The sequence below is a fragment of the Halobacillus sp. H74 genome, from assembly GCF_052246715.1.
Lineage (GTDB): Bacteria > Bacillota > Bacilli > Bacillales > Halobacillaceae > Halobacillus > Halobacillus litoralis_A.
The window spans coordinates 41,539-62,448 of sequence record NZ_JBQQCI010000004.1 but is presented as its reverse complement, the minus strand read 5'-3'; the positions used below and the strand labels follow the sequence as shown (position 1 = coordinate 62,448).

The following is a 20,910-nucleotide window of genomic DNA, read 5'->3' as shown; positions in this document are numbered from 1 at the left end:
ATGAAATTATTATAGAGCCTTTTCTGGTAAGTACACGAATCTTATCTAGGAAGAATGGTTTCGTTCTTCACATTAACGATATGGGGTCAGGGGAACCATGAGACTCCTGTGGGAGGATAGTACATGGTGAGATCCCGCAGGGCTTTTAAGCCCGAGGAAGCTCACCGTACGCCCACGGAAAGCGAGTGGTTGCCCAGACCCCATTCACACCAATAAAATTACGAAACCGTTCTTATAGAAAAAACGAGCATGCCATTGAAGGCTGCTCGTTTTAATTGTTATAAAGGTCAATAATTCGGTTCAATAACACCTGCTCATCATTTTTCTCCGCAATCTTATCGCCTTTACGGATCATTTCCTCTCTTAGCTCACGAGAACCCATCGCTTGTTCAATGCCCTGTTGAATTGATGAAGCGTCCTTCGGTTCCACGAGAATGCCGGCACCATCGCCGAGCAAGTAATGCAAACCTCCGACATCGGTACCGACCACAGGTGTATGGCAGGACATCGCTTCTAAAGCGACGAGACCGAAGCCTTCAATGTGGGAAGGGAGAACGAAGAGGTCAGCTGCTGCCATCCAGCGGCCGAGTGTCTGCTGATCCTTCGTGCCATGAAAGTGAACGGCATCCTTATATTCACTTGTAACATCTGATTTAAGCTCATTCAAAAAGCCTTCATCCTTCATGCTGCCGATGATGTGAAGCTCCGCATTTTTATCTGGGAGGCGTTGGAAGGCTGCGATCAGTTCCTTCAGCCCTTTCGCTTTGATCAGGTTGCCGACGAAAAGGATGTGGAAACGATCATGAGACAGCTGCAGCTCTTTCTTCACTTCTGCTGAATCGGTAGGCGCAAAGACGGTCCGGTTCACACCCATGTTGATCAGAGACACCTTGTTTTTATCTACCCCGAATTCCTCTGTCACTTCCTGTTTCAATGCTTCACCGACGACGATGACATGGTCGGCTTCTTTCAGGATGTACTTGGTCATCCGGAAGATCAACTGGTTCTTTTTTGCCATTTGATCGAGGTCGCCACCGTGAGAGGTGACGATCAGTTTGCTTTTGAACAGTTTCTTGAATAACAGCGCCGGCAGTCCGCTCGGAAAGATGTAATGGGCGTGCACGACATCATATTTCCGTCCGTTCGTAATCAACCGGATGAGAATCTTCACCAGCCAAAGAATGTATTTGCGCAACAGGTTGATTTTCCCTCCGCGGTTATCCTTGTTTACAGCCGTATCGATCTGGACACCCTTTTCCCGTAGTGCCTGTACCTGGTTTTTGACGAAAATGCCATACGTCGGTGTTCGATTACTCGGGTACATATTGCTGATGACTAACACACGTTTCCCCATTACAAACTCCTTCCTGAACAAACCCTTTTTTATGTAGTAATGCCCGGTTACTGTTGGTTCATGGTACATGGCGCATCCCTTAAAGGCGTGAAGCCCTGGGGCAGGGTAACGGAAAACAATCCGTCCCCTACCCGGAGAAGAGACTAAATGGTCTGGCGGTATAAATCCTTTTTCAAGCCATAGTTTTTGAAAATCGCCCACAGCAATGTATCCGTTCTGTTCACCTGTTTGAATCGCTTCGGAAACTTTCTCGACATCGATTCATGTGCTACACAGTGACGGATGAACCCTTCTGTTTTCCATTCGATGAATCCTTCCGCTGCCTGCACCTTAGGGGAGGTGAGATAGCCTTTGATTTTGTTGAGTTCTAAAAAGCCGTCAAATGCAATCGCCTGTGATGCGAATACATTTGTCGCTTCCACCTTCTGGTCATGCTGTTTGGAAGTATCCACGACAAAATTGATCACATCCGGCGGGAAGGCACAGTTGATTTCATAAAGTCTGACTACCTGCTTGCGGTCCATCTCATTCAATGTATCGGCAAGTAATTGCGCTGTCGCTGTGTGATCAGGGTGCGCGTCGATGTAAGGCGTGCAGTAAATGACGTCAGGATTGATCGTCTCGATTTTTTCTTTGACGTAATCGATGTTGGCCGCACTGCTGCTGACGTGTCCATCGGGGATGTTCATATAAGAAACATCTGTCAGACCAAGAATTCCTATGACCTGATCGATTTCCTCTTTGCGCTGCTGCTTCAACTCTTCCACACTCAAATCACTGACACTGCTTCCGCCATCCGTCATGAACAGACAATGGATTTCCGCTCCATGATCAGCGTGTTGACGAAGTGTTCCGCCAGGCCCGATCGTTTCATCGTCCATATGGGGAGCGAGGACGAGCACTTTTTTTTCGTTTTCTAGAGATGCCGGTGTCCGCTCACCCTGGTAATGGTTCGTCAATAAAGCTTTCGTCACTGGATAATTGACCGGTTTGACAATATTCATGACAAGTTCTTTTTTATTCATATAATCTCTACCCCTTTTTATTACGCTTTCTGACGTTGTTTAATAGGAATAAAAATGCATGTGTCTTCAATAGAAACGCGACTGCGGCAAAGGCGATGGCCCCCACAACTGCTACGATGATGATTTCGACGATGTTCGGCCAGCCTCCGATCAGCTGCTGGACCCCGAGGACGGCGCCACTCATGACGATAGCCGCTGCGGTGATTTTCACATAATCAATGGCAAGATATTTGAAATCGAGCCCGCCGACGAGCTTCACAAATACGACTAAACAGGCCGCTGTATAGAATAAAGCCATCAACGATGCGGCAAGTGGAATGCCTAAATAGCCGAGCCACTTGGAAAAGATGAAATTGAATACGACATTCAAAAGAATCGAGCCAATGCTGATCATCAGGATTAGATGACCTTTTTTCATTGTATAGAAGCCTTTGTTGATGACATTGTTCAGGCTGAAGAACACGACAGAACCGAAGTACAGGTAGGCGACCTGTGTCGTGGCTGTTGTCGCTTGATTGCTGAAGGCTCCTCGTTCATAGAAAAGCTCAATCAAATTCGGCATCAAGAGCATCATGCCGAGCACCGATGGCAAGAGCACCAGGTACATCGTCGTCAGCCCTTTTTCAATCCCCTTCTTGAACTGTGGTGTATCATCAGCTGTCACTGCTTTTGATAGCAGCGGGAAGATGATCGTCGCAATCGTGACGCCGAAAATCGCTTGCGGCATGTGCACAAGGTTCTTCGCGTAGTTGATGTAGGTAACGGCACCCTCCCCCTGGTAACTGGCGAAGATCGTCCCGACCATCAAGTTGACTTGACCGACCGCGACCGTCAGACCGACAGGCAGGAAGATCCAGTAGAACTGCTTCACTTCAGGCCAATCGATCTTCTGCTTCACATCCATAACCTTCCGTGGTACGACGAGGAACAGTTTGAAAATCAGTGACAATACCGTTCCCGCCAAATAACCGAGCGCCAATGAATAAGCACCGATTTGATTGGCGAATAAGAAAGCAGCGAAAATCGAGCTTAAAATGACGATGATCTGGGAAACGATCGATAACGAAAATTTACTCTCCGCATCAAAGAACGCTTCTAACACCGAATTCATCCCCACGAAGGAGATACAGGCGAAGAAGATGACCGTCACCCATGTAGCGATCTCTGTCGCTTCCGGACTGAAATCCGGATAGAAAAGCGGGATAAGATATGGAGCAAGAAGCATCCCGATGATCGACAGGATGAAGGCTAAGACGAAGGTGCCTTTGAACACCTGTCCTAAATACCTCTTCCCGTTATTTTCCTCGACGGATTCGATGTAGCTTGGGACGAGGGCATTTTTCATCCCGTTCGTCATGAATAATATCAGCATATTCGGAATGATGAAGGCGGCCAAATAAGCATCCGCCACGTAACTGTCACCGAAGTAATATGCGATGACCATGTCCCGGATCAACCCGGAAACTTTGAGGAGCAATGTCGCTCCAATGAATAAAATACTGGCAAGTCCTAGTCTTGATTTCAATGTATATACCTCTTTCAATGCTGTGCTGTGATTGCGATTTCCGATAGTTACCACTATAAATCATATCGGAGCATTTTACCATAAACGATAAACTTCCGTAATCTCTCCGTAACCTTTTTGCCACATGATGACGATTGGGGGAAATTTCAACTATCTTTTCCCGTCCCTAAAGGATAGAATGAAGTCGATAGAAAGGGGCTTATCATGAAACGGACAATGATTGACGAAATCTTCTTCATTCGATTTATTGCCTGTTTAACTGTTGTATTCATCCATTCAATCACAGTCACGCAGCACCATTACACATTGCCCGACTTCACTGTTGAAAGCTTCTATATGTTCAAAATGACCTTGATGTTCGCGACACCTGTTTTCGTAATGATCTCTGAATTTCTCTTATCCTATTCCTATCCGGATCGTTTGCCAAAGTCCTTTTGGAAAAAGCGGATACTATATATACTTGTTCCTTATCTCGCTATTGCCTTCATCTATTCAGCCTATCCGCTGATCATGGATGCCAGGTTCAGCTGGGGTGTTTTCTTTGATACCTTCATCGCAAAGACCCTGTTAGGAAAGTGGCACGGGTATTTCGTCCTGATCATTTTTCAATTTTATGCCCTTCACTTTCTATTGAAGAGAGTGTTCGACCGCTTCCACCCTGCCCTGATGATTGGGTTGTCTCTCGCTATCAATCTATTCTATTTGGCGATGTTCAACTTCCAGTGGTTTCAACAAATCCCGTGGATTGCCGTCATGCTCGATTATTACAAACTCCCTTTCCTCGGCTGGATCTTTTACTTCACCATTGCTTATTACGCAGGGAAAAATATCGACACCTTTCTTAATCTATTGAAAAAGTACAACTATGTAATTATCGGCGGAGTCTTGCTTACTGGGCTTGTGCCATTGTTGATGAGGTATAATAAAATCTATTCTATCGTTTCTTCCAAACGATTCGACATTGTACTCTATACGTTGTGTATTTTTTGTATACTCTATTTACTAGCACAAAAAATCAAGAAGAATCCTGCGTTTGTCATGTGGATCAGCAGCAGCTCTTATAGTATCTATTTACTACATCCATTGTTCCAATATAACGTCAAAGATCTTTTGCAAAATGCGCCCTTCTATACAAATCTAGGCGTACACATCCTGCTGTTATTCGTGATCGGCGCAGGTGGACCTTTGCTCGTATCCTATCTGCTCAACAAGGTGCCCTTCGGCGCATTTATTGTCGGAAAGTTCAAGGTACCTAAATCTATTTCTCCAGAACCAGATAAGCTCAAAGTTTCATAGAATTCAAAAGCGCAAGCGCCTTGGTCAGCCCCGACAAGCTTAAGAACGATCATTACAGGAAGCGTCCTTCTTCCTGAAATGATTGGACTTAAGACCTCGAGGGGCTAGGCGCTGGAGCTGGATGAAGCAAAAGCGCAAGCGCCTTGGTCAGCCCCCACAAGCTTAAGCAAACCTTTGAAGTGGCGTTTCTTTGCCACAGCAAAGGGAAAGATGAAGTTCGGCTAAGTTCGCAACATCCTATTGCAATGCCGAACGACCCACATCGTGTGGGGCCAAGACCTCGAGGGGCTAGGCGCTGGAGCTAGCAGGGGCATTATGTCGCACAACATTATTCACTAGATTACGAACGAAAGGCCTGCATATTATGTCGCAGGCCTCTTTTTTATGGATGAAAAACGTTGATTTGTTCCCATTCTATCAGGCAGTAAAACCTATGAAACTTAATTGTTACACAAATGTAAAATTGTGACGAAAGATGTTGTGTTAAGCTTGAAAAGGATTAAACGGAGAGATAAAAACACACAAGGGGAGTATTACTAGAATGAGAAAATTACTTACGTCACTAGTCGCTTTTGCCACGGTTTTTCTACTATTTACACCCAGCTCTTTTGCAGATCAAAAGACTCGGAACCAAGTAGTAGATTTAGCACACAAATATTCATATGCACCATATTCGTACGGCGGAACCTCACCAAGCGGATTCGATTGCTCTGGTTATGCACAGTATGTATTCAGTAAAGCGGGCATCAGCTTACCAAGGACTTCTCGTCAACAAGCGACAGTCGGTGATTACGTAAGTCGTTCTGATTTGAAACCTGGTGACTTGGTCTTCTTCGGCAGCCCGATTTGGCACGTAGGGATATACATAGGAAACAACAAAATGATTTCTGCTGAGAATCCTTCTGATGATGTTACAGTCGCTTCTCTTTCAGGTTACTGGGGACGCAATTACTCAGGAGCTCGCCGTGTAATCGACGACGAACCTGTAGAAGCTGCTGAAACACAGCCAGAAACACTGGATCAGTTCAATGACGTTGAACTTGGTTACTGGGCAGCAGATCAAATCGATTACATGGGCAACAAAGGAATCGTTGAAGGTTACAAAGGTCAATTTATGCCTACAGAAAACGTCACTCGTGGCGCTGTAGCCAAAATGCTTACAGAAGCTCTGGGAATCTCACCATCTTCCGACAAGCAATTCTCTGACGTACCTTCTTCTCACTGGGCATCCGGACATATCAATGCACTTGCAGAAAAAGGTATAATCAAAGGTTATGAAAATGGACAATTCAATCCAGACGCGAACATTACGCGTGAAGAAATCGCTGCTCTTTTCCATGAGACATTCAATTTGAACGGTTCTGCTGGAAACTTTACAGATGTAGATGAAAATCACTGGGCTTACGATCAAATCCAAAGCATGGCAGCATCATCCATCACTACTGGATATCCTGATAACAGCTTCAAACCGACATCTGAAGCAACCAGAAGTGAGTTCACTGTATTCCTATATCGCGCAATCAAATAGTTTTCCACTAAAGACTCTCCTATCATGGAGGGTCTTTTTTAATATATTCCCAGGTTTGATCCACACTTAAACACATACTCCCCCTATTATTGGAAGTTTTTTTAAAATAGCTGTTCTATATGGATTAACAAAGAGACTTTCACACAGCTAGAGAGATCATCAAGGGAATCTTCTTATCTTTTTCTTTCTATATAATTAGACGAACAAGTTTTATATAGGTTACAAGAAAAAGATAATTTTTTTCGAGAGTTGAATAACTACTCGATTAGGGACTGTTGTTTTCTTCTTTCACAGTGTCGATAGCTTACTGGCAACAGGAACAATGCATGCATTTATACTCGGGGCTCTAAATCTATAATAGTCCGCAGCATGGATAGGGATAAAGCTATGAAAGAATTCAGGTTTATACCAATCTCCTTATGGGAATGACCTATATATGGCTGATAGAAGCAAGCTGCCGTTCTTATCCATGTTCTTCTCCTAATATGAACACATGACCTCCCCCTCTCTCCATTTGTCCATGAAGGAAGATAGAGCATTGGTACAAGAACGCTAGCATACCCTATGATTTTTCACACAAAAAAGCGGGCAACCAATGCCCGCTTTTCACTGTGATTAACCTTTCCAATTGTAATAGTCGATAATTCCTTGATAAATCGCCTTTGCTGCCCGGTCTCTCCAATAGCTTGACCCTAGCTTAGAGGCATCTGAATCATTTGTGAGAAAACCCATTTCCACCAGCGCAGATGGAAGAGGAGTATCGTCAATGACCTTGTAAGGGACATCTTTCACTCCGCGGTCATTAGAATCCATCGCCTTAACCAAGCGGTTCTGGATGAATGTCGCTAACTGCTTACTATCTGCAGCTCTTTCACTCAAAGCGGAAGAAGAGTAGAATGTTTCCACTCCGGAAACGTCAGGATTTGAGAAGGAATTCGAATGGATACTTACGAACGTATCTGCATTGTGATTGACAGCATAGGTGACACGGTCTTCTAATTCGACAAATGTATCATCCGATCTTGTCATCACAACATTAATGCCGCTATTTTCCAGGTAGTCCTGAACCCGCTTAGCAACATTCAAATTGACTTCTTTTTCTAACACTCCATTTGCATTCGCTCCGCCGTCACCATCTCCATGCCCTGCATCGATCGCAATGATGTGGGATCCTGAAGTTTTCGGTGCCGTATAGTCTTTGTGCACATATCCTTCTAAATTACCATAAGAGAACTCCAACCAATCGCCTTGTTCACTGTACACTTCAATGGTTGTTCCTCTGGAAAGCTTGCCAATGATACTATGAGAAGTACTCGGGCCAGAACGCGCATTTAAGATACCAGCCGTCACTACTCTTTCCTCAAGAGGGTTATTGTGCTGCGAAACTCTGAAATTAGCATTCAATCCTCTTGCTACTAATAAAGAAAACTCTGTCCTTGTAATCGAATGGGTCGGTTTATATGTACCATCACTATACCCATTGGAGATTCCAGCTGTTGTCACTTTATTGATCGCTTCATATTGAGAGCCGCTGCTTTGCAGATCATCATAATGAACAGGGCTTTGATCACTGAGGGAGAAAGCTTTAGAGATCAGATACGCCATTTCCCCTCTTGTCATCTGTTTCTTTGGACGAAATGTACCATCTGTGTAGCCTGTAATAATTCCTTTTTCATATGCTGACTGTATGTATCCTGATGCATAGGAGTCCGAGTCTACCCCATAAAACACAGTATTCCTGCGATCTCCATCCAAACCTAGTGCTCTTCCGACCATCGTAGCCGCTTGTTCCCGTGTTACAATCTGGTCCGGTGCAAAGTCGCCCCCTGGTACCCCTTTGACAATTCCCCGGTCAATTAAATACCTGATTTCTGTCTCATATTTACTAGGGACATCATGAAACGCCAATGCCTTTCCCTGCGGAATAAGCACCCCTACTACAAAAAGTAAAATACCAAAAAATCCATATAACCATTTTTTTGACATGTTCGACTACACTCCTCCTTTATTTTGCGAACCTATGTATATACATATCTATTATACTATTTTTCATCCGCTATAAAAGGGGATAAATAGACTTATTTCGATATTTTTCCAACATTCCCTACAATATCCCCCTCCAACGGTGGGAACAACTCACCTCCCAGCGTCCTTCTCTATACTGAAGTACATAAGCCTTAAACACCTGAGAGAGATTTCGTTCCCCTCCATGTGGCAATGAGTGAATGGTCACCAGAAATCCATTTTGAATGAAGGTTCCGATGCACTCATAATGCAAAGGGAGACTTTTAAGATGGACCTCTGTTGCTTCCACGATGAGCGTTCGGTGGTGACTCCTGCGGGAAAAGCGCGAGCTGAAGATCCACTTGGTCAAGTGTTCTTCTTGACCAAGTTAGCTGAGGCCGTGCCCGCGGCAAGCATCCACCGAAAAAGCGATTCGTGAGAAGCAACAACAAACTTTAGCAGCTCCTCTAGATTGAACCCCTACCTCCATCTAGATATCGGAATTTCAAATCAAAAAAAGTGGCCCATTCAGTAGAATGGGCCACCCCTTTATTCACTTATTGCTTGAAACGATCATCTTCCGCTCTTGCTAAGAACATAGCAAACTCAGAACGTCTCGTTTCATTTCCCGGCTTGAACGTACCGTCTGTGTAACCAGTCGTAATCTTGTTAGCTGAAAGCGTGTTGATGTAAGGCGCCGCCCAACTATCAACAGCCACATCTTTGAATCGTTCAGAAGTACTTCCCTCAAGGTCATAAGCTTCTACAACGATCTTCGCCATTTCCGCACGAGTAAGGGTCTTGTCAGGCATGAATTCACCTTTATCAGATCCTACCATAATGCCGGCATTAGCAATGGCTGCGATTTCTTCATACGCCCGGTCTCCTGGATTCACATCAGACAATCCTGGATTCTCTGGGTTTGAAGTATCAAGATCGAATGCGCGGACGATCATCTGCGCCGCTTGACGACGGTTGATTGGATCGTTGATTCCGAAATCACCATTCGGATAACCATTGATGACTCCAGCTACATTCAATTTCTGAATCGCTTCTTTACCCCAGTAGCCGTCAGAAATATCGTTGAAGTCCACTGGTTCCTCATCGGAGTGGTAAATCGTAACCGTTTGCTTTGTGACATTACCGCCATAGTCGACAGCTTCTACTTCAAACGTATTTTTGCCGTCTTCCAGTTGGACTGTGTGCTGATACTCTTTATCCAATGCTCTCATTTTAAATGGCTCTTTGAATTCTTTGGCAAATACTTCACTGCCATCGACATTCAAACGTAAAGCATCAAAATTATCTTTCACATGAAGATTTAAGTCTACTTCACTTTCAGATGTTACATGAGGACCTTCTACAGTCAGCTCAGCGCTTGTAGAGTCAATCATGAAACGACGAGTGAAGGAGATGTCATTGCCACTGTCATCGACAGCTGCAAACTCAAGCTCTTTAAATCCGTCTGTCTTAAAGCTGATTTCTTTATTGAAGTTGTAACGTTTGGTCTTAGAATCCCAAGCCAATTTCACATCTTCGCCATTGATTGTTAGGGATTCGACTTTTGAGTCATCCGTGACATGACCAACGACTTGTACTTTTTTATCGTTATAAACTTCAAGAGCTTCTGGTGTCAATGCGATGACAGATGGTATTGTGTCATCTTCACTTTCCATCGCACTGTCTGTCGTCACGTTACCCGCATAGTCATGGGCAATGACTTTAACACTTTCGACTTCTTCTGTTTCAAGTGTATAAGATTTTTCATCAGCCGCTAGCGGTTGTTCCAGGACACTCTCACCATTGACAAGGACATCATAGTGGGAAATTCCGGCACCCTGGTCAGCTGCCTGCCATGACAATTCCTTGCTGGAAGCATCATAGTCCACCTCAAGAGAAGGTGTTTCCGTGTCGACTCTGACTGGAATCACTTTCGACTGCCATTCAGCGTCTGGATAGTCTACGACAGATTTGATTTCATAATAGTAAAGTCCATCTTCCACGACTTCACCTTTCACTTTTCCATCCCAGGAGCTCTGGTCAAATACCGTGTAGCTCGGGGACGCTCCGCCGTCATAATAGTGTTTTCTCACTTCATCCTGTGTACGGAGAGTACGTAATTTTTCCTTATCTTCATTCAAAATGTTGAACTCGACTTCTTTGGCGTTTCTCAGGAAGGAGACAACAGGTAAAACCGTGTCTGCCAATCCATCTTCATTAGGTGAGAAGCCGACATTCAATTCTGAACCAGTCAGAACTTCTTCTTCACCAAGTAATGGATCGACCCCCAGATAATGAAGTTCCGCTCCTAATGGTGTTAACAAACCTGTTTGTCCATAGAAGGATTCGCCATCGACTTCATAAATCGTGTCATCAACGATTGGAGCTTCATCCCATTCGCCATCAAAACCGACATATGGAACGTTGATTTCCGGGTTCGTATCATTCGGATCTTCCAGCGTAATGAAGCCTTCTACGAAATAGCCATTTTCAAAGATTTCATCAAGTGGCTGATTTCCGAACCAGTCAATTCCACCTTCTAAATCGACGGTAACATCGATTTCAATAGAAGAGTTAGCTGGGACAATGACCTGGTAGTCATCATTGACTTGGCTTCCGTTAGCTGAAGTGATTTCAATCGGGAATTCACCAGCATATGGTTCCTCTTCACTGATGGTACCTTCTTTGTAGATTCCTTGTGTTTCCCCTTGGTTCTGACCATCAGCGACTAAATCTGTTTGGACAGTTCCTTTGACATTATAGGCAGTGTTTTCATCACTGAAGTTATCTACCGTCAATGTGAATGATTCTTTTCCATCCATTTCTTTCAGTGCCACTTTACCAAGACCGGTTTCTTTCTCAGTTGCTACAACCGGTGTACTCATGGCTGCATGCAAGTCCATCAATCCAGCACCCTGCCTTCTTGGTGAGAAAGCTAAACCAGATTGGTAGAAATCGTTATATAATCCAGTATCGAGCTGTGGTACGGACGTGTTCATCAAAATGTTCTTCGTCATTTCGACACGATCCTCACCAGCAAGATCGAAATCCTCTTCAATGCGTTGCATAACAAGTGCAGAACCACCCGCAACGTGTGGTGCAGCCATTGATGTACCACTCATCAAGCCATACTCATCGTCTTGAAGAGTCGATAGGATGTTTCCACCTGGCGCTGTGATTTCCGGTTTGAAATCAAGGTTCGGTGTCACACCCCAGGAAGTGAAGGATGATAGGTTTCCGAATTCAGGGTTGATCGATTTGACTTCTTCCCCTGTAAAGGAAATTTCAACCGTTTTTCCTGCTTGCAATTGATCACGCAGCTCTTCCCCTTGGACTTTCAAAGTAGAAAGTTGAGGAATGTTAATTTCTCCACTAGAGGCCATGCTGATATAGCCTGCTACATTGTTGAAAATGATGACACCTTTCGCCCCGCGTTCCTGAGCGTTCAATGTTTTACTTACGAATGTAGATTCCCCACGTTGGATCAACGCGATTTTGCCTTCTACATCCACACCTTCAAAGTCATTGGCATCAGGGTTTACATCAGAATCACCCGGCGTTCTGCCTAAGCCGGCATACACTACTTCATGGTAACCCTCGTCCAATGAATTCGGTGACACTTCACTCGCCGATAAGAAAGGTACAGGGAGACCTTCTTCTCCATCGACCTTCGTGTTGAAAGCATCAAGCATCAAATATTCGTTCTCGAAAGAAGCGACTTGCAATGAATCTGTAGATAGTCCAGGAGCACCGACAAGACCGATGTCAGGGTTGGACGCTAATGGATTGCCGAAGCCTTCTCCGAATTTCGCAGAGTTACCTGCAGAGATGGCCATCATCACTCCATTATCAACAGCTCTTGCAATCGCCTTCTGTTCAGGATCTTCAGAATCTACGAAACTAGCTGTCGATCCAAGGCTCATATTGATGACGTCTGCTCCAAGAAGGATGGCATCGTCAATCGCCTTCACATAAATATCACCATAGGTTGATGGCATTTCAGGGTCATTACCGAACACTTTCAATCCGAGGATTTGTGCTTCTGGTGCTACCCCTTTGATTCCGCCATTTTCTTCATCCCCATTGGCACCGACTGTTCCAGATACGTGCATCCCGTGCATGCTGGCTTCCGGCCCAAGGTCCAATACGGTATCATTTTCATCCGCATAGTTGTAACCATAAGGGACTTTCTCCGTAAAGTATTTCCCTTTCAGTTCTCCTGATGACTTCAACGCATCGACATCATCTTTACTGATCTCAGGATCTGTTTCATCGCTCAAGACCATATCTCTATGTTCTGGGTCGATTCCCGTATCGATGACACCTACCGTCATGCCTTCCCCTTTATAGCCATAATCCTGCCAAGTTTTCTGTGCATTGACAAGCTCTTTACTATAAAGCATCTCCGGCTGTTCCGTCGGACGCTCGTATTCGTTTGTGATATGTACTTTGCCAACGTTCGGTAAGCTTTCTATCACATCAACGGATTTGTAGGAAACTGTGCCACTGAATCCATTGACGACGGTTGTAAAGCTTTGTTTGTAATCCATCGGAATGGATTGGCTTTGAATGGATGATTTCACTTGATCCTGGGCATCCAAAGCTGCTTTTCTCAACTTATCCTTGTTGGAATCTGATAGTTCACTAAAGCTCTTACCTAAACTCTGTGCAGAATAAATCGTTGGCTCATCTTCCAATTCGACGATGATACGGACCTCTTCATTCGCATCATACTTCTCATCTTCTCCATCAGCCTTCAGGACATTTTCTGTCACTTTCTTAGCCGGCGACGATTCTCCTAAACTCTTATTCGGGAGACCCGATGCGGCGAAAGCGGAATTCGAAAATGCTAGAAGAAAGATGAAGAACAATACTAAACTCTTTTTCACGTTCAAATGACATCCTCCTCGTAAATTTTATCTTTTTACTGAAAATTACACTCCTTTCTTTATTTTACATTCCTAATTATATTCAAATTATTCACACAAATCAATCGATTCGACAATATATTTAGAGAATCGAAGTATATTAGATGGGAGCATTGTAGAAAAGAGGACTTCTAACATGGTAGACTGTAAGATAATGACTACTATTTCAAGGAGCGTCTAATAGATGATCGAATCGATGAAAAAGATTTTACCAGCCAAGAGCGACCGCCAACTGAAGAAATATTACCAATCTATCCAGTCGATCAACAACCATGAAGAGGACATGAAAGCATTGACTGACGAGCAATTAAAAACGAAGACCACAGAATTCCGCACCGCTCTACATAATGGAACAACGATTGACGAAATCAGAGAGGAAGCGTTTGCCGTCGTTAGAGAAGCTGCCAGACGTGTACTGGGTCTGCGCCACTTCGATGTACAGCTGATCGGCGGCCTGGTTTTGACAGATGGCGACATATCGGAAATGGCGACAGGAGAAGGAAAAACCCTCGTCGCCACCCTTCCCAGCTATTTGAAGGCACTCGAAGGAAAAGGTGTCCATGTCATTACTGTCAACGAATACTTGGCACGGCGCGACTTTGAAACAATGGGTCCTGTCCACGAATTCCTCGGACTGAAGGTCGGCTTGAATGTTCCGCAAATCTCCCAAGCAGAAAAGAAGGATGCCTACCAGGCTGATATCACTTACGGGATCGGGACAGAATTCGGCTTCGATTTCCTGCGCGATCATATGGTCAAAGATATCAACGAGAAGGTTCAACGCCCTTACCATTTTGCGATCATTGATGAAATCGACAGCGTCCTGATCGATGAAGCGAAAACGCCGCTCATCATCGCGGGAAAAATGGAGTCAAGCGCTAATCTACATAAAGTCGGTGCAAAACTCGCTCGTTCATTTAAAGCAGAGGTTGACTTCCAATTTGACCCGGAAACGAAAAGTGTCACCTTGACGGAAGAAGGCATGACAAAAATCGAGCGCGCTTTCGGCATCGACAATTTATTCGATATCGAGCACCAGACCCTCAATCATTACATGGTCCAGGCACTCCGGGCTCGCGTCATGTTTGAGCGCGATGTCGATTATATCATCGAGGATAACGAATTGAAGCTTGTCGATATGTTCACAGGACGCTTAATGGAAGGCCGGACGATGTCGGACGGTCTGCATCAAGCGCTGGAAGCGAAAGAAGGTTTGGAAATCAGTGAAGAAAACAAACCACAGGCATCCATCACGATTCAAAACTACTTCCGCATGTACCCAACACTCTCAGGGATGACAGGGACTGCCAAAACAGAAGAGAAAGAATTCCAGACGGTGTACGGAATGGATGTCATTCAAGTACCGACGAATAAACCCGTGTTACGCGAGGATCGAACAGATAAAATTTTCCTGACAAAAGAGCAGAAATATCAAGAACTCGTCCGGGAAGTGAGAGATATCCATCAAACCGGCCAGCCGATTTTGATCGGGACGACTTCCATTCTCCAGTCAGACAAAGTCGCCGGATATTTGGATGAAGCAGGCATTGACTACGAGTTGTTGAACGCAAAAAGCGTCGAACAGGAAGTCCGATTGATCTCCCTTGCCGGTCAGCAAGGTACGATTACCATTGCCACGAACATGGCCGGCCGTGGGACTGACATCGTTCTTGGTGAGGGAGTGACCGAGCTTGGCGGACTGCACGTCATCGGAACAGAACGTCATGAATCCCGCCGGATCGATAACCAGTTGAAAGGAAGATCGGGGCGTCAAGGCGATCCCGGCTCTTCGCAGTTCATCATTTCCCTTGAAGATGACATGATCGAACGCTTCGCCCAAGTCGAACGTGATCGTAAAATGAAGACACTGAAAACCAATGCCAATGGCAAAGCGATGAACAAGGATCTTCATAAATTCATTGATACCGTTCAGAAAATCAGTGAAGGCAGCAATTATAACATCAGAGAATATACATTGAAGCTCGATGACGTCATCAATGATCAGCGCAAAGTGATTTATGACCTTCGCGATCGAATTTTAGTAGATGAAGATATCATCAAACTGCTTGCGCCAATGGTGGAAGATTACGTCCACCATACCATTGACAAATTCTGTCCGGACACCGTGGTCCCGGAAGACTGGCCGCTTGAACATTTACAGGCTGAATTACATCGCGGCATTCCGTTCATGACAGATATCGATATATCTGAACAAACCTATGAAAATGTAGAAGATTTAAAAGCAGACCTCCATCCGGTTTTAGAGCGTTATCATAAACATCTGAATGAAACCGAAGCTTCAACAGCTCTTCAAAGCCGCTGGAAGCAGGGAGCTGTCATCATTCTCGATAAACTGTGGGTCCGTCACCTTGAGATGATGAACCGTCTTAAAGAAGGAATCGGTATCCGCCAGTACCAGCAAGAAGATCCGCTGCGTCTTTACCAAAAAGATGGTTTCGACATCTTCCAGCATAATTTCTATGAAATCAGAAAAGAGCTTGTCGTTCTGATGGCCGGAATGCTGCACGCAGCCAACAAGAAGAGCGCAAAGGAGGGGAAAGCTGATGTTTAATTTTCTGAAGAAAAAAGAAACTGAGGATCACGTCCAATATGATGAAAGTGGTATCGATGCCGGAGAACTCGTCGATAAAAAACGCCTTTCTGACAATAAGGACGAAGAAGTCTTCACAGATCTTTCGATTCATCCTGAATGGCAGTTGCCTGAAGAAGAGGTCTATGTGTACCGCTTCCTGAACAATGACCTCCCCCCTCTCCGGCCAAACCAGGTAAGTGTGCACGGGGTTGAAATCAAACCGAAAGATGGCGGGCTCGTCGTCGAATCGTTCGTCCGGAATTCACTGGCTAAAGGCATCCAGCTGAAGCCCGCTGCGATCCTCGTCCTCGATAAGCAAGGCGAAACGGTGGCCCGAAAAACCTTTGATCTGAATGCCGTCGGGACCATCCCGGGGAGATCAAGCCGACCATGGTCATTCCTGTTCCCCCCTTCAAGTATCATCAACAAGGAAGGCGAGATCCCTGTCCACGGCTGGCGCCTCGCAATCGAATTGAAGAAGAAACCAGCCAAGCATAAGCTTGATTTGGAAGAAAGCTGGAGCGAGACATTGGAAAGTGAGGAAGTCGAGAAGCTCGACCGTTTTGTCGATTCCATCACGCCGCCCAAACCGGGCGAAATGAATTTTCTCAGCCTGGAAGCCAAACAAGTCGACACCGGCGACCTCCACGTAACACTGCTGCTTCGTAATGGAAGCGACCGGGACCTGGCCATGAAGCATCTCTCCCTACGGGTCGAAGATGCTTCTGGAGAAGTCGCCGCAGAAGGAGGGTTCAAGCTGAAAGACTTAGAAGTGAAAGCAAACACAAGTAAGCCATGGACCTTTATCTTCCCACCTAAGTCCATCAAGAAAGATGAATTGGATTTATCGAAATGGAAAGCCTACCCACTGCAAAAGTAATCCCCTTTTGCTTAGTTTGCTGTTCCGTCACCGTGTAAAAGTAAAAGGTGGCCGGGAAAATAACTCGCTTTCCGTGGGAGTCCGGTGAGTCTCCTCAGGCTATGCCTTGCGGGGCCTCACCATGGACTCTATTCCCACAGGAGTCTCGTCATTTTCCCGACCACCTTACCATGGGTATGAATGACGGAACACACTTTAAAAATCAGAAATACTTTCCTGCGAAACTACTGGGCTGTTAAATAAAAGTAAAGTAGGGGCAAGGAAAATAGAGAGACTCCCTGGAGGAGAAGCGATTCAGTTGAGACCACACAGGGCGTATGCGAAGCTACTGAAGAACTGTTTTACAAGAAAATCACTCTTTTTAGATAGACCACTGTTGTTTCCACGATGAGCGTTCGATGGTGACGCCTGCGGGAACAGCGCGAGCCGAAGATCCACTTGGTCAAGTGCTTTTCTTGACCAAGTTAGCTGAGGCCGTGCCCGCGGCAAGCACCCACCGACAAGCGATTCGTGCGAAGCAACAACTAACGTTAACAGCTTCTCTAGATTGAAAAGGTCTTTTCAGTGACTTTGGCGTAGGTCCGAGTAAACTCATAACGCCCTCGGAAAGCGAGCTGTTTCCCCCTCCCAAACTCCATACGGTAAATCGACCAACACAAAAAAGAAGCACGCTGATCCTTGAGGAGGATCGGCGTGCTTTATTTAATTGACCTTGTTATCAGTCATTCTTATATTGGTTTTCAAGATTAGTCTTTATCATTTCATACATGTTGACCTGCTTGGAAGCGGAAGAGCTTTCTGCGTGGTTTAATTGATGAAGGAAGAATTGCGCAGAAAATGACAGGAAGGCACTCTTACTGATTCCCAACTCTTTAACCCTCTGTTCTAATTCATTGTTCAAACGTTCGTCCAATCGAACACTGACCTGTTTCTTCATTAAATGGATCCTCCTACAAAAGTCTAAGGTGTAAATCAAATCTCGGAAATATTCATCATGATCATTTATGCACCTTTTCTATTATACTTAGTTTTCCATTTATTTGCTAGTATTCCATGGATATTCGTTCCGCATCCATCCATAATATGGTACTCTAGGACTAGAGAGTTTATAGATTGAGAGGGGACTTACATATGAAACGAATCATTACCAGTTTACTAGCCTTTACAGGAGTATTCTTTCTCTTTTCCGGGCAAGTAAATGCGGAGAGTACAATTGCAGAAAAATGTGGACTTGAAAAATTACCGGAAGAAAACCCTGACCTCCAAGTCACGAATTGTTTATTAACAGAAGCCGCTTTGAAATACGACATCCCGCCGGAAATCGTCAAAGCTGTTGCTGAAGAGGAAAGTGGAGATTGGCAGCACTTCAATGATGAAGGCGAACCGATTGTTTCTGATGACGGCGGAATCGGTCTTATGCAGGTGACCAATAAACCATTGTTGGATGAAAAACGCCTGAAGTATGACCTGCCCTATAACATTGAAGCAGGCGTCCAAATCTTGAATGAGATGTTCGACCGTAACGACCTGCCGACAATCAACGGCGGAGAAAGAGATGTTATTGAACATTGGTATTTCGCTGTGATGGCTTACAATGGCATCAAACCAGTGAACAGTCCGATCGACCGTGATGGGAATTATAACGCTGATGCCTACCAGGAGCGGGTGCTCAATAATATGAATACGTTCGGAAGCGTCCATCCTGTCCCAATGCCTTTTGAAAAAGATGATTTTGATTACGAGCGCAGCAGCAGTGATAACATCACCTTCAATACGATGAAATACGAATTCAACCTGCCTTTGAATAAATCGAGACACCTTCTTGAAGACGGCTACCAGGCAGAAGCGGTCACCGATACAAAAGTGAGAGAGCTTCCGACGAGTGATAGTCAGGAAATCACAGAAATAGCACAGGGCGAAAAAGTCGAGATTACCGGCCCATTCGTCTATGAATATAATGGAGAACGGAAAAACCATTTTGTCTGGTATCCTGTCGAGACGAGTGAAGGAAAAACCGGCTTCATGACATCCAGATATATAAAATTCTCATTCAGTGATGTGAGTGATGGTTACTATGCAAGTGAGGAAATCAATTATTTATACAATCGCAACATCATCAACGGAATTCCCGGCGGTAAATTCGGAATCGGAGATCCTTTGACACGTTGGCAAGCCGTATTGCTGATTACAAGAGCGAATTATACAGAACTCGGTGACAGTCCTGATCCTGGCTTCAGTGATGTGCCACAAGATTACACCTACTATGAAGAAATCGCGGCTGCCGTAGATGAAGGTTTATTTGAAGGTACGGGTGACGGTAAATTCAAGCCTGGTGCTACCTTGACACGTGCGGAGATGGCCGTTGTCCTTCAGCGCTTGTATGAATTTCCAGCCACAGATGCCGGGAACCCATTTACAGATGTACCTGATTCATGGTATACAGAAGAAGTGAATCGCTTATACCATGCGGGCATCACCAACGGGTATGGAAGTCCATCGACTTTCGCCCCTTCTGAGATTGTGACGCGCGATCAATTCGCTGTCTTCATGACACGTTCCATCGCTGACGAGTACCGCATCCAATAATAGAAACATAGAAGAAGCCCCAAACGTTTTGGGGCTTTTTCCATGTTCATGATCCAGGAGGAACCAGGGTGTCGAAACAAAGAATAGACTCGATATTTTTATTAAGGACGATGGCCATGATGATGGTTGTGCTCGTCCATGTCACAGCCACCTATCTCAGCGCACTGCCTGACGGGAGCTCGATCTATCAGTTTTACCATTTCGTGAATTGGTCGATCCGGGTCGAAGCTGGGGTTTTCATCATGCTGACCGCCCTTGTATTTTTCTACAAATACAAGGATCAGCCCATGGATCGCGCCGAGCTGATCACCTATTACAAGAAGAGAGCGCTGTACATCGTGTTACCCTATCTTATCTGGGCGCTGTTTTATGAGGGGTATTCGATTTGGACAGGAACGAGGAACTTTGATTGGATTGCGATTCTCTCAAGGATCGTACAGGGAAAATCCTACTATCAGCTTCACTTCATTTTTCAAATTGTTCAATTGTACATGGTTTTCCCGCTTCTTTTGTACGTCATCCAGCAGTCCTTCTTGGTGCGGAAATATCTCTGGCTCATCGGACTAGTGCTCGAGGCGGGCTTCCATATTATCAGTGAACGTTATTCACTGCTTCCTCCAGAACTGTTCGTCGGTCATATTGGTACTTATTTCCTGGGCGGGTGGATCGGTCTGCATTATGTAACGCTGAAAGAGAAGTTGAGCCTCACCAGGAATCTTTGGTTAACAGCGGCAACCGTCGTGTCAGGATTCATCTTTCTCTATACAAGCTATTACATTTACACCTACGATATTCACCTGCTATCAAGAGGGATTTACTTGATCGGCAACATGCTTTATTTGATCAGTGGCAGCTACCTGCTATTCCAGCTCAGTGAATGGATATCGAAAAAATTCCCACCATTCATTGCCTCTATCCGCAACATCGCGATTTATTCTTTCGGTTTTTATTTATTGCATCCGGTAGTATTGAATGGGGTGAGGAACTTCATTCCGATTTATCCGGGGGGATGGTTTCACCTGACCATCCTATTCAGATTTTCAGGTACGATTCTGTTTTGCTTTATCATCATCTGGACCTGCCATCGCTTCTTTCCATGGCCGGGGCTTTTCTTCGGAAAACTGCCCGAACGTCCGAATGTATGGAAAAAGCGAGGCGCTCTATAACAGAGCCCTCGCTTTTTTCATTTTC

Annotated in this window: 14 protein-coding genes; 8 read left to right on the top strand and 6 right to left on the bottom strand. The window is 45.0% G+C overall.

Translation table 11 applies throughout. From position 1 onward, the window contains the following. Nucleotides 1-271 precede the first annotated feature (271 nt). The 3 genes from ACTWPX_RS09630 to murJ form a co-directional block, all read right to left on the bottom strand. Nucleotides 272-1,354: a glycosyltransferase gene (locus ACTWPX_RS09630; RefSeq protein ID WP_443119564.1), complete on the bottom strand. Its 1,083-nt coding sequence runs from the start codon at nt 1,352-1,354 to the stop codon at nt 272-274. Nucleotides 1,355-1,497: 143 nt separating this feature from the next. After that, complete coding sequence (locus ACTWPX_RS09625; RefSeq protein WP_443119563.1) at nt 1,498-2,379, bottom strand: PIG-L deacetylase family protein; 882 nt, start codon at nt 2,377-2,379, stop codon at nt 1,498-1,500. Nucleotides 2,380-2,386: 7 nt separating this feature from the next. Then, the gene (gene murJ, locus ACTWPX_RS09620) at nt 2,387-3,904 is read right to left on the bottom strand and encodes a murein biosynthesis integral membrane protein MurJ (RefSeq protein ID WP_443119562.1); all 1,518 of its coding nucleotides are present in this window, start codon (nt 3,902-3,904) and stop codon (nt 2,387-2,389) included. Between the two features lie 204 nt (nt 3,905-4,108). Between murJ and ACTWPX_RS09615 the strand changes: the two genes are divergently transcribed. Further along, nucleotides 4,109-5,200: an acyltransferase family protein gene (locus ACTWPX_RS09615; RefSeq protein ID WP_443119561.1), complete on the top strand. Its 1,092-nt coding sequence runs from the start codon at nt 4,109-4,111 to the stop codon at nt 5,198-5,200. Between the two features lie 541 nt (nt 5,201-5,741). Beyond that, the gene (locus ACTWPX_RS09610; protein WP_443119560.1) at nt 5,742-6,728 is read left to right on the top strand and encodes an S-layer homology domain-containing protein; all 987 of its coding nucleotides are present in this window, start codon (nt 5,742-5,744) and stop codon (nt 6,726-6,728) included. Between the two features lie 615 nt (nt 6,729-7,343). Here ACTWPX_RS09610 and ACTWPX_RS09605 read toward each other — a convergent pair. Continuing rightward, entirely contained in the window at nt 7,344-8,714 is a 1,371-nt protein-coding gene (locus tag ACTWPX_RS09605) for an N-acetylmuramoyl-L-alanine amidase (RefSeq protein ID WP_443119559.1), read from the bottom strand. A 307-nt stretch (nt 8,715-9,021) separates the two neighbouring features. On the opposite strand from ACTWPX_RS09605, the gene ACTWPX_RS09600 reads away from it, so the two are divergent. Beyond that, nucleotides 9,022-9,171 carry a hypothetical protein gene (locus tag ACTWPX_RS09600; protein WP_443119558.1) on the top strand — a complete coding sequence of 50 codons (150 nt, stop codon included), beginning with the start codon at nt 9,022-9,024 and terminating at the stop codon, nt 9,169-9,171. A gap of 118 nt (nt 9,172-9,289) precedes the next feature. On the opposite strand, the gene ACTWPX_RS09595 is transcribed toward ACTWPX_RS09600, so the two are convergent. Continuing rightward, entirely contained in the window at nt 9,290-13,621 is a 4,332-nt protein-coding gene (locus ACTWPX_RS09595) for a S8 family serine peptidase (RefSeq protein ID WP_443119986.1), read from the bottom strand. 223 nt (nt 13,622-13,844) lie between these two features. On the opposite strand from ACTWPX_RS09595, the gene secA2 reads away from it, so the two are divergent. From secA2 to ACTWPX_RS09580, 3 genes are all read left to right on the top strand, one after another. Then, on the top strand, nt 13,845-16,232 hold the full coding sequence (secA2, locus tag ACTWPX_RS09590; protein WP_443119557.1) for an accessory Sec system translocase SecA2: 2,388 nt from the start codon (nt 13,845-13,847) through the stop codon (nt 16,230-16,232). Beyond that, nucleotides 16,225-17,133, top strand: a complete 909-nt coding sequence (locus ACTWPX_RS09585; RefSeq protein ID WP_443119556.1) for an accessory Sec system S-layer assembly protein — start codon at nt 16,225-16,227, stop codon at nt 17,131-17,133. The genes secA2 and ACTWPX_RS09585 overlap by 8 nt, the downstream gene beginning before the upstream one ends. A 398-nt stretch (nt 17,134-17,531) precedes the next feature. Then, nucleotides 17,532-17,684 (top strand): hypothetical protein, encoded by a 153-nt coding sequence (locus tag ACTWPX_RS09580; RefSeq protein WP_443119555.1) that lies wholly within the window; start codon nt 17,532-17,534, stop codon nt 17,682-17,684. A gap of 167 nt (nt 17,685-17,851) precedes the next feature. Here ACTWPX_RS09580 and ACTWPX_RS09575 read toward each other — a convergent pair whose 3' ends face one another. Further along, nucleotides 17,852-18,070 (bottom strand): hypothetical protein, encoded by a 219-nt coding sequence (locus ACTWPX_RS09575; protein WP_128525703.1) that lies wholly within the window; start codon nt 18,068-18,070, stop codon nt 17,852-17,854. Nucleotides 18,071-18,264: 194 nt separating this feature from the next. On the opposite strand from ACTWPX_RS09575, the gene ACTWPX_RS09570 reads away from it, so the two are divergent. Together ACTWPX_RS09570 and ACTWPX_RS09565 are read left to right on the top strand one after the other, a co-directional pair. Continuing rightward, nucleotides 18,265-19,719, top strand: coding sequence for an S-layer homology domain-containing protein (locus ACTWPX_RS09570; RefSeq protein ID WP_443119554.1), 1,455 nt, complete (start codon nt 18,265-18,267; stop codon nt 19,717-19,719). A 68-nt stretch (nt 19,720-19,787) separates the two neighbouring features. Further along, nucleotides 19,788-20,885 carry an acyltransferase gene (locus tag ACTWPX_RS09565; RefSeq protein ID WP_443119553.1) on the top strand — a complete coding sequence of 366 codons (1,098 nt, stop codon included), beginning with the start codon at nt 19,788-19,790 and terminating at the stop codon, nt 20,883-20,885. Nucleotides 20,886-20,910 lie beyond the last annotated feature (25 nt).

Coding starts and splice junctions, on each gene's coding strand:
- ACTWPX_RS09580 (WP_443119555.1), top strand. CDS start 17,532: ATGGTGACGCCTGCGGGAACAGCGCGAGCCGAAGATCCACTTGGTCAA.
- ACTWPX_RS09625 (WP_443119563.1), bottom strand. CDS start 2,379: ATGAATAAAAAAGAACTTGTCATGAATATTGTCAAACCGGTCAATTAT.
- ACTWPX_RS09610 (WP_443119560.1), top strand. CDS start 5,742: ATGAGAAAATTACTTACGTCACTAGTCGCTTTTGCCACGGTTTTTCTA.
- secA2 (WP_443119557.1), top strand. CDS start 13,845: ATGATCGAATCGATGAAAAAGATTTTACCAGCCAAGAGCGACCGCCAA.
- ACTWPX_RS09605 (WP_443119559.1), bottom strand. CDS start 8,714: ATGTCAAAAAAATGGTTATATGGATTTTTTGGTATTTTACTTTTTGTA.
- ACTWPX_RS09585 (WP_443119556.1), top strand. CDS start 16,225: ATGTTTAATTTTCTGAAGAAAAAAGAAACTGAGGATCACGTCCAATAT.
- ACTWPX_RS09600 (WP_443119558.1), top strand. CDS start 9,022: ATGGACCTCTGTTGCTTCCACGATGAGCGTTCGGTGGTGACTCCTGCG.
- ACTWPX_RS09570 (WP_443119554.1), top strand. CDS start 18,265: ATGAAACGAATCATTACCAGTTTACTAGCCTTTACAGGAGTATTCTTT.
- ACTWPX_RS09575 (WP_128525703.1), bottom strand. CDS start 18,070: ATGAAGAAACAGGTCAGTGTTCGATTGGACGAACGTTTGAACAATGAA.
- ACTWPX_RS09630 (WP_443119564.1), bottom strand. CDS start 1,354: ATGGGGAAACGTGTGTTAGTCATCAGCAATATGTACCCGAGTAATCGA.
- ACTWPX_RS09615 (WP_443119561.1), top strand. CDS start 4,109: ATGAAACGGACAATGATTGACGAAATCTTCTTCATTCGATTTATTGCC.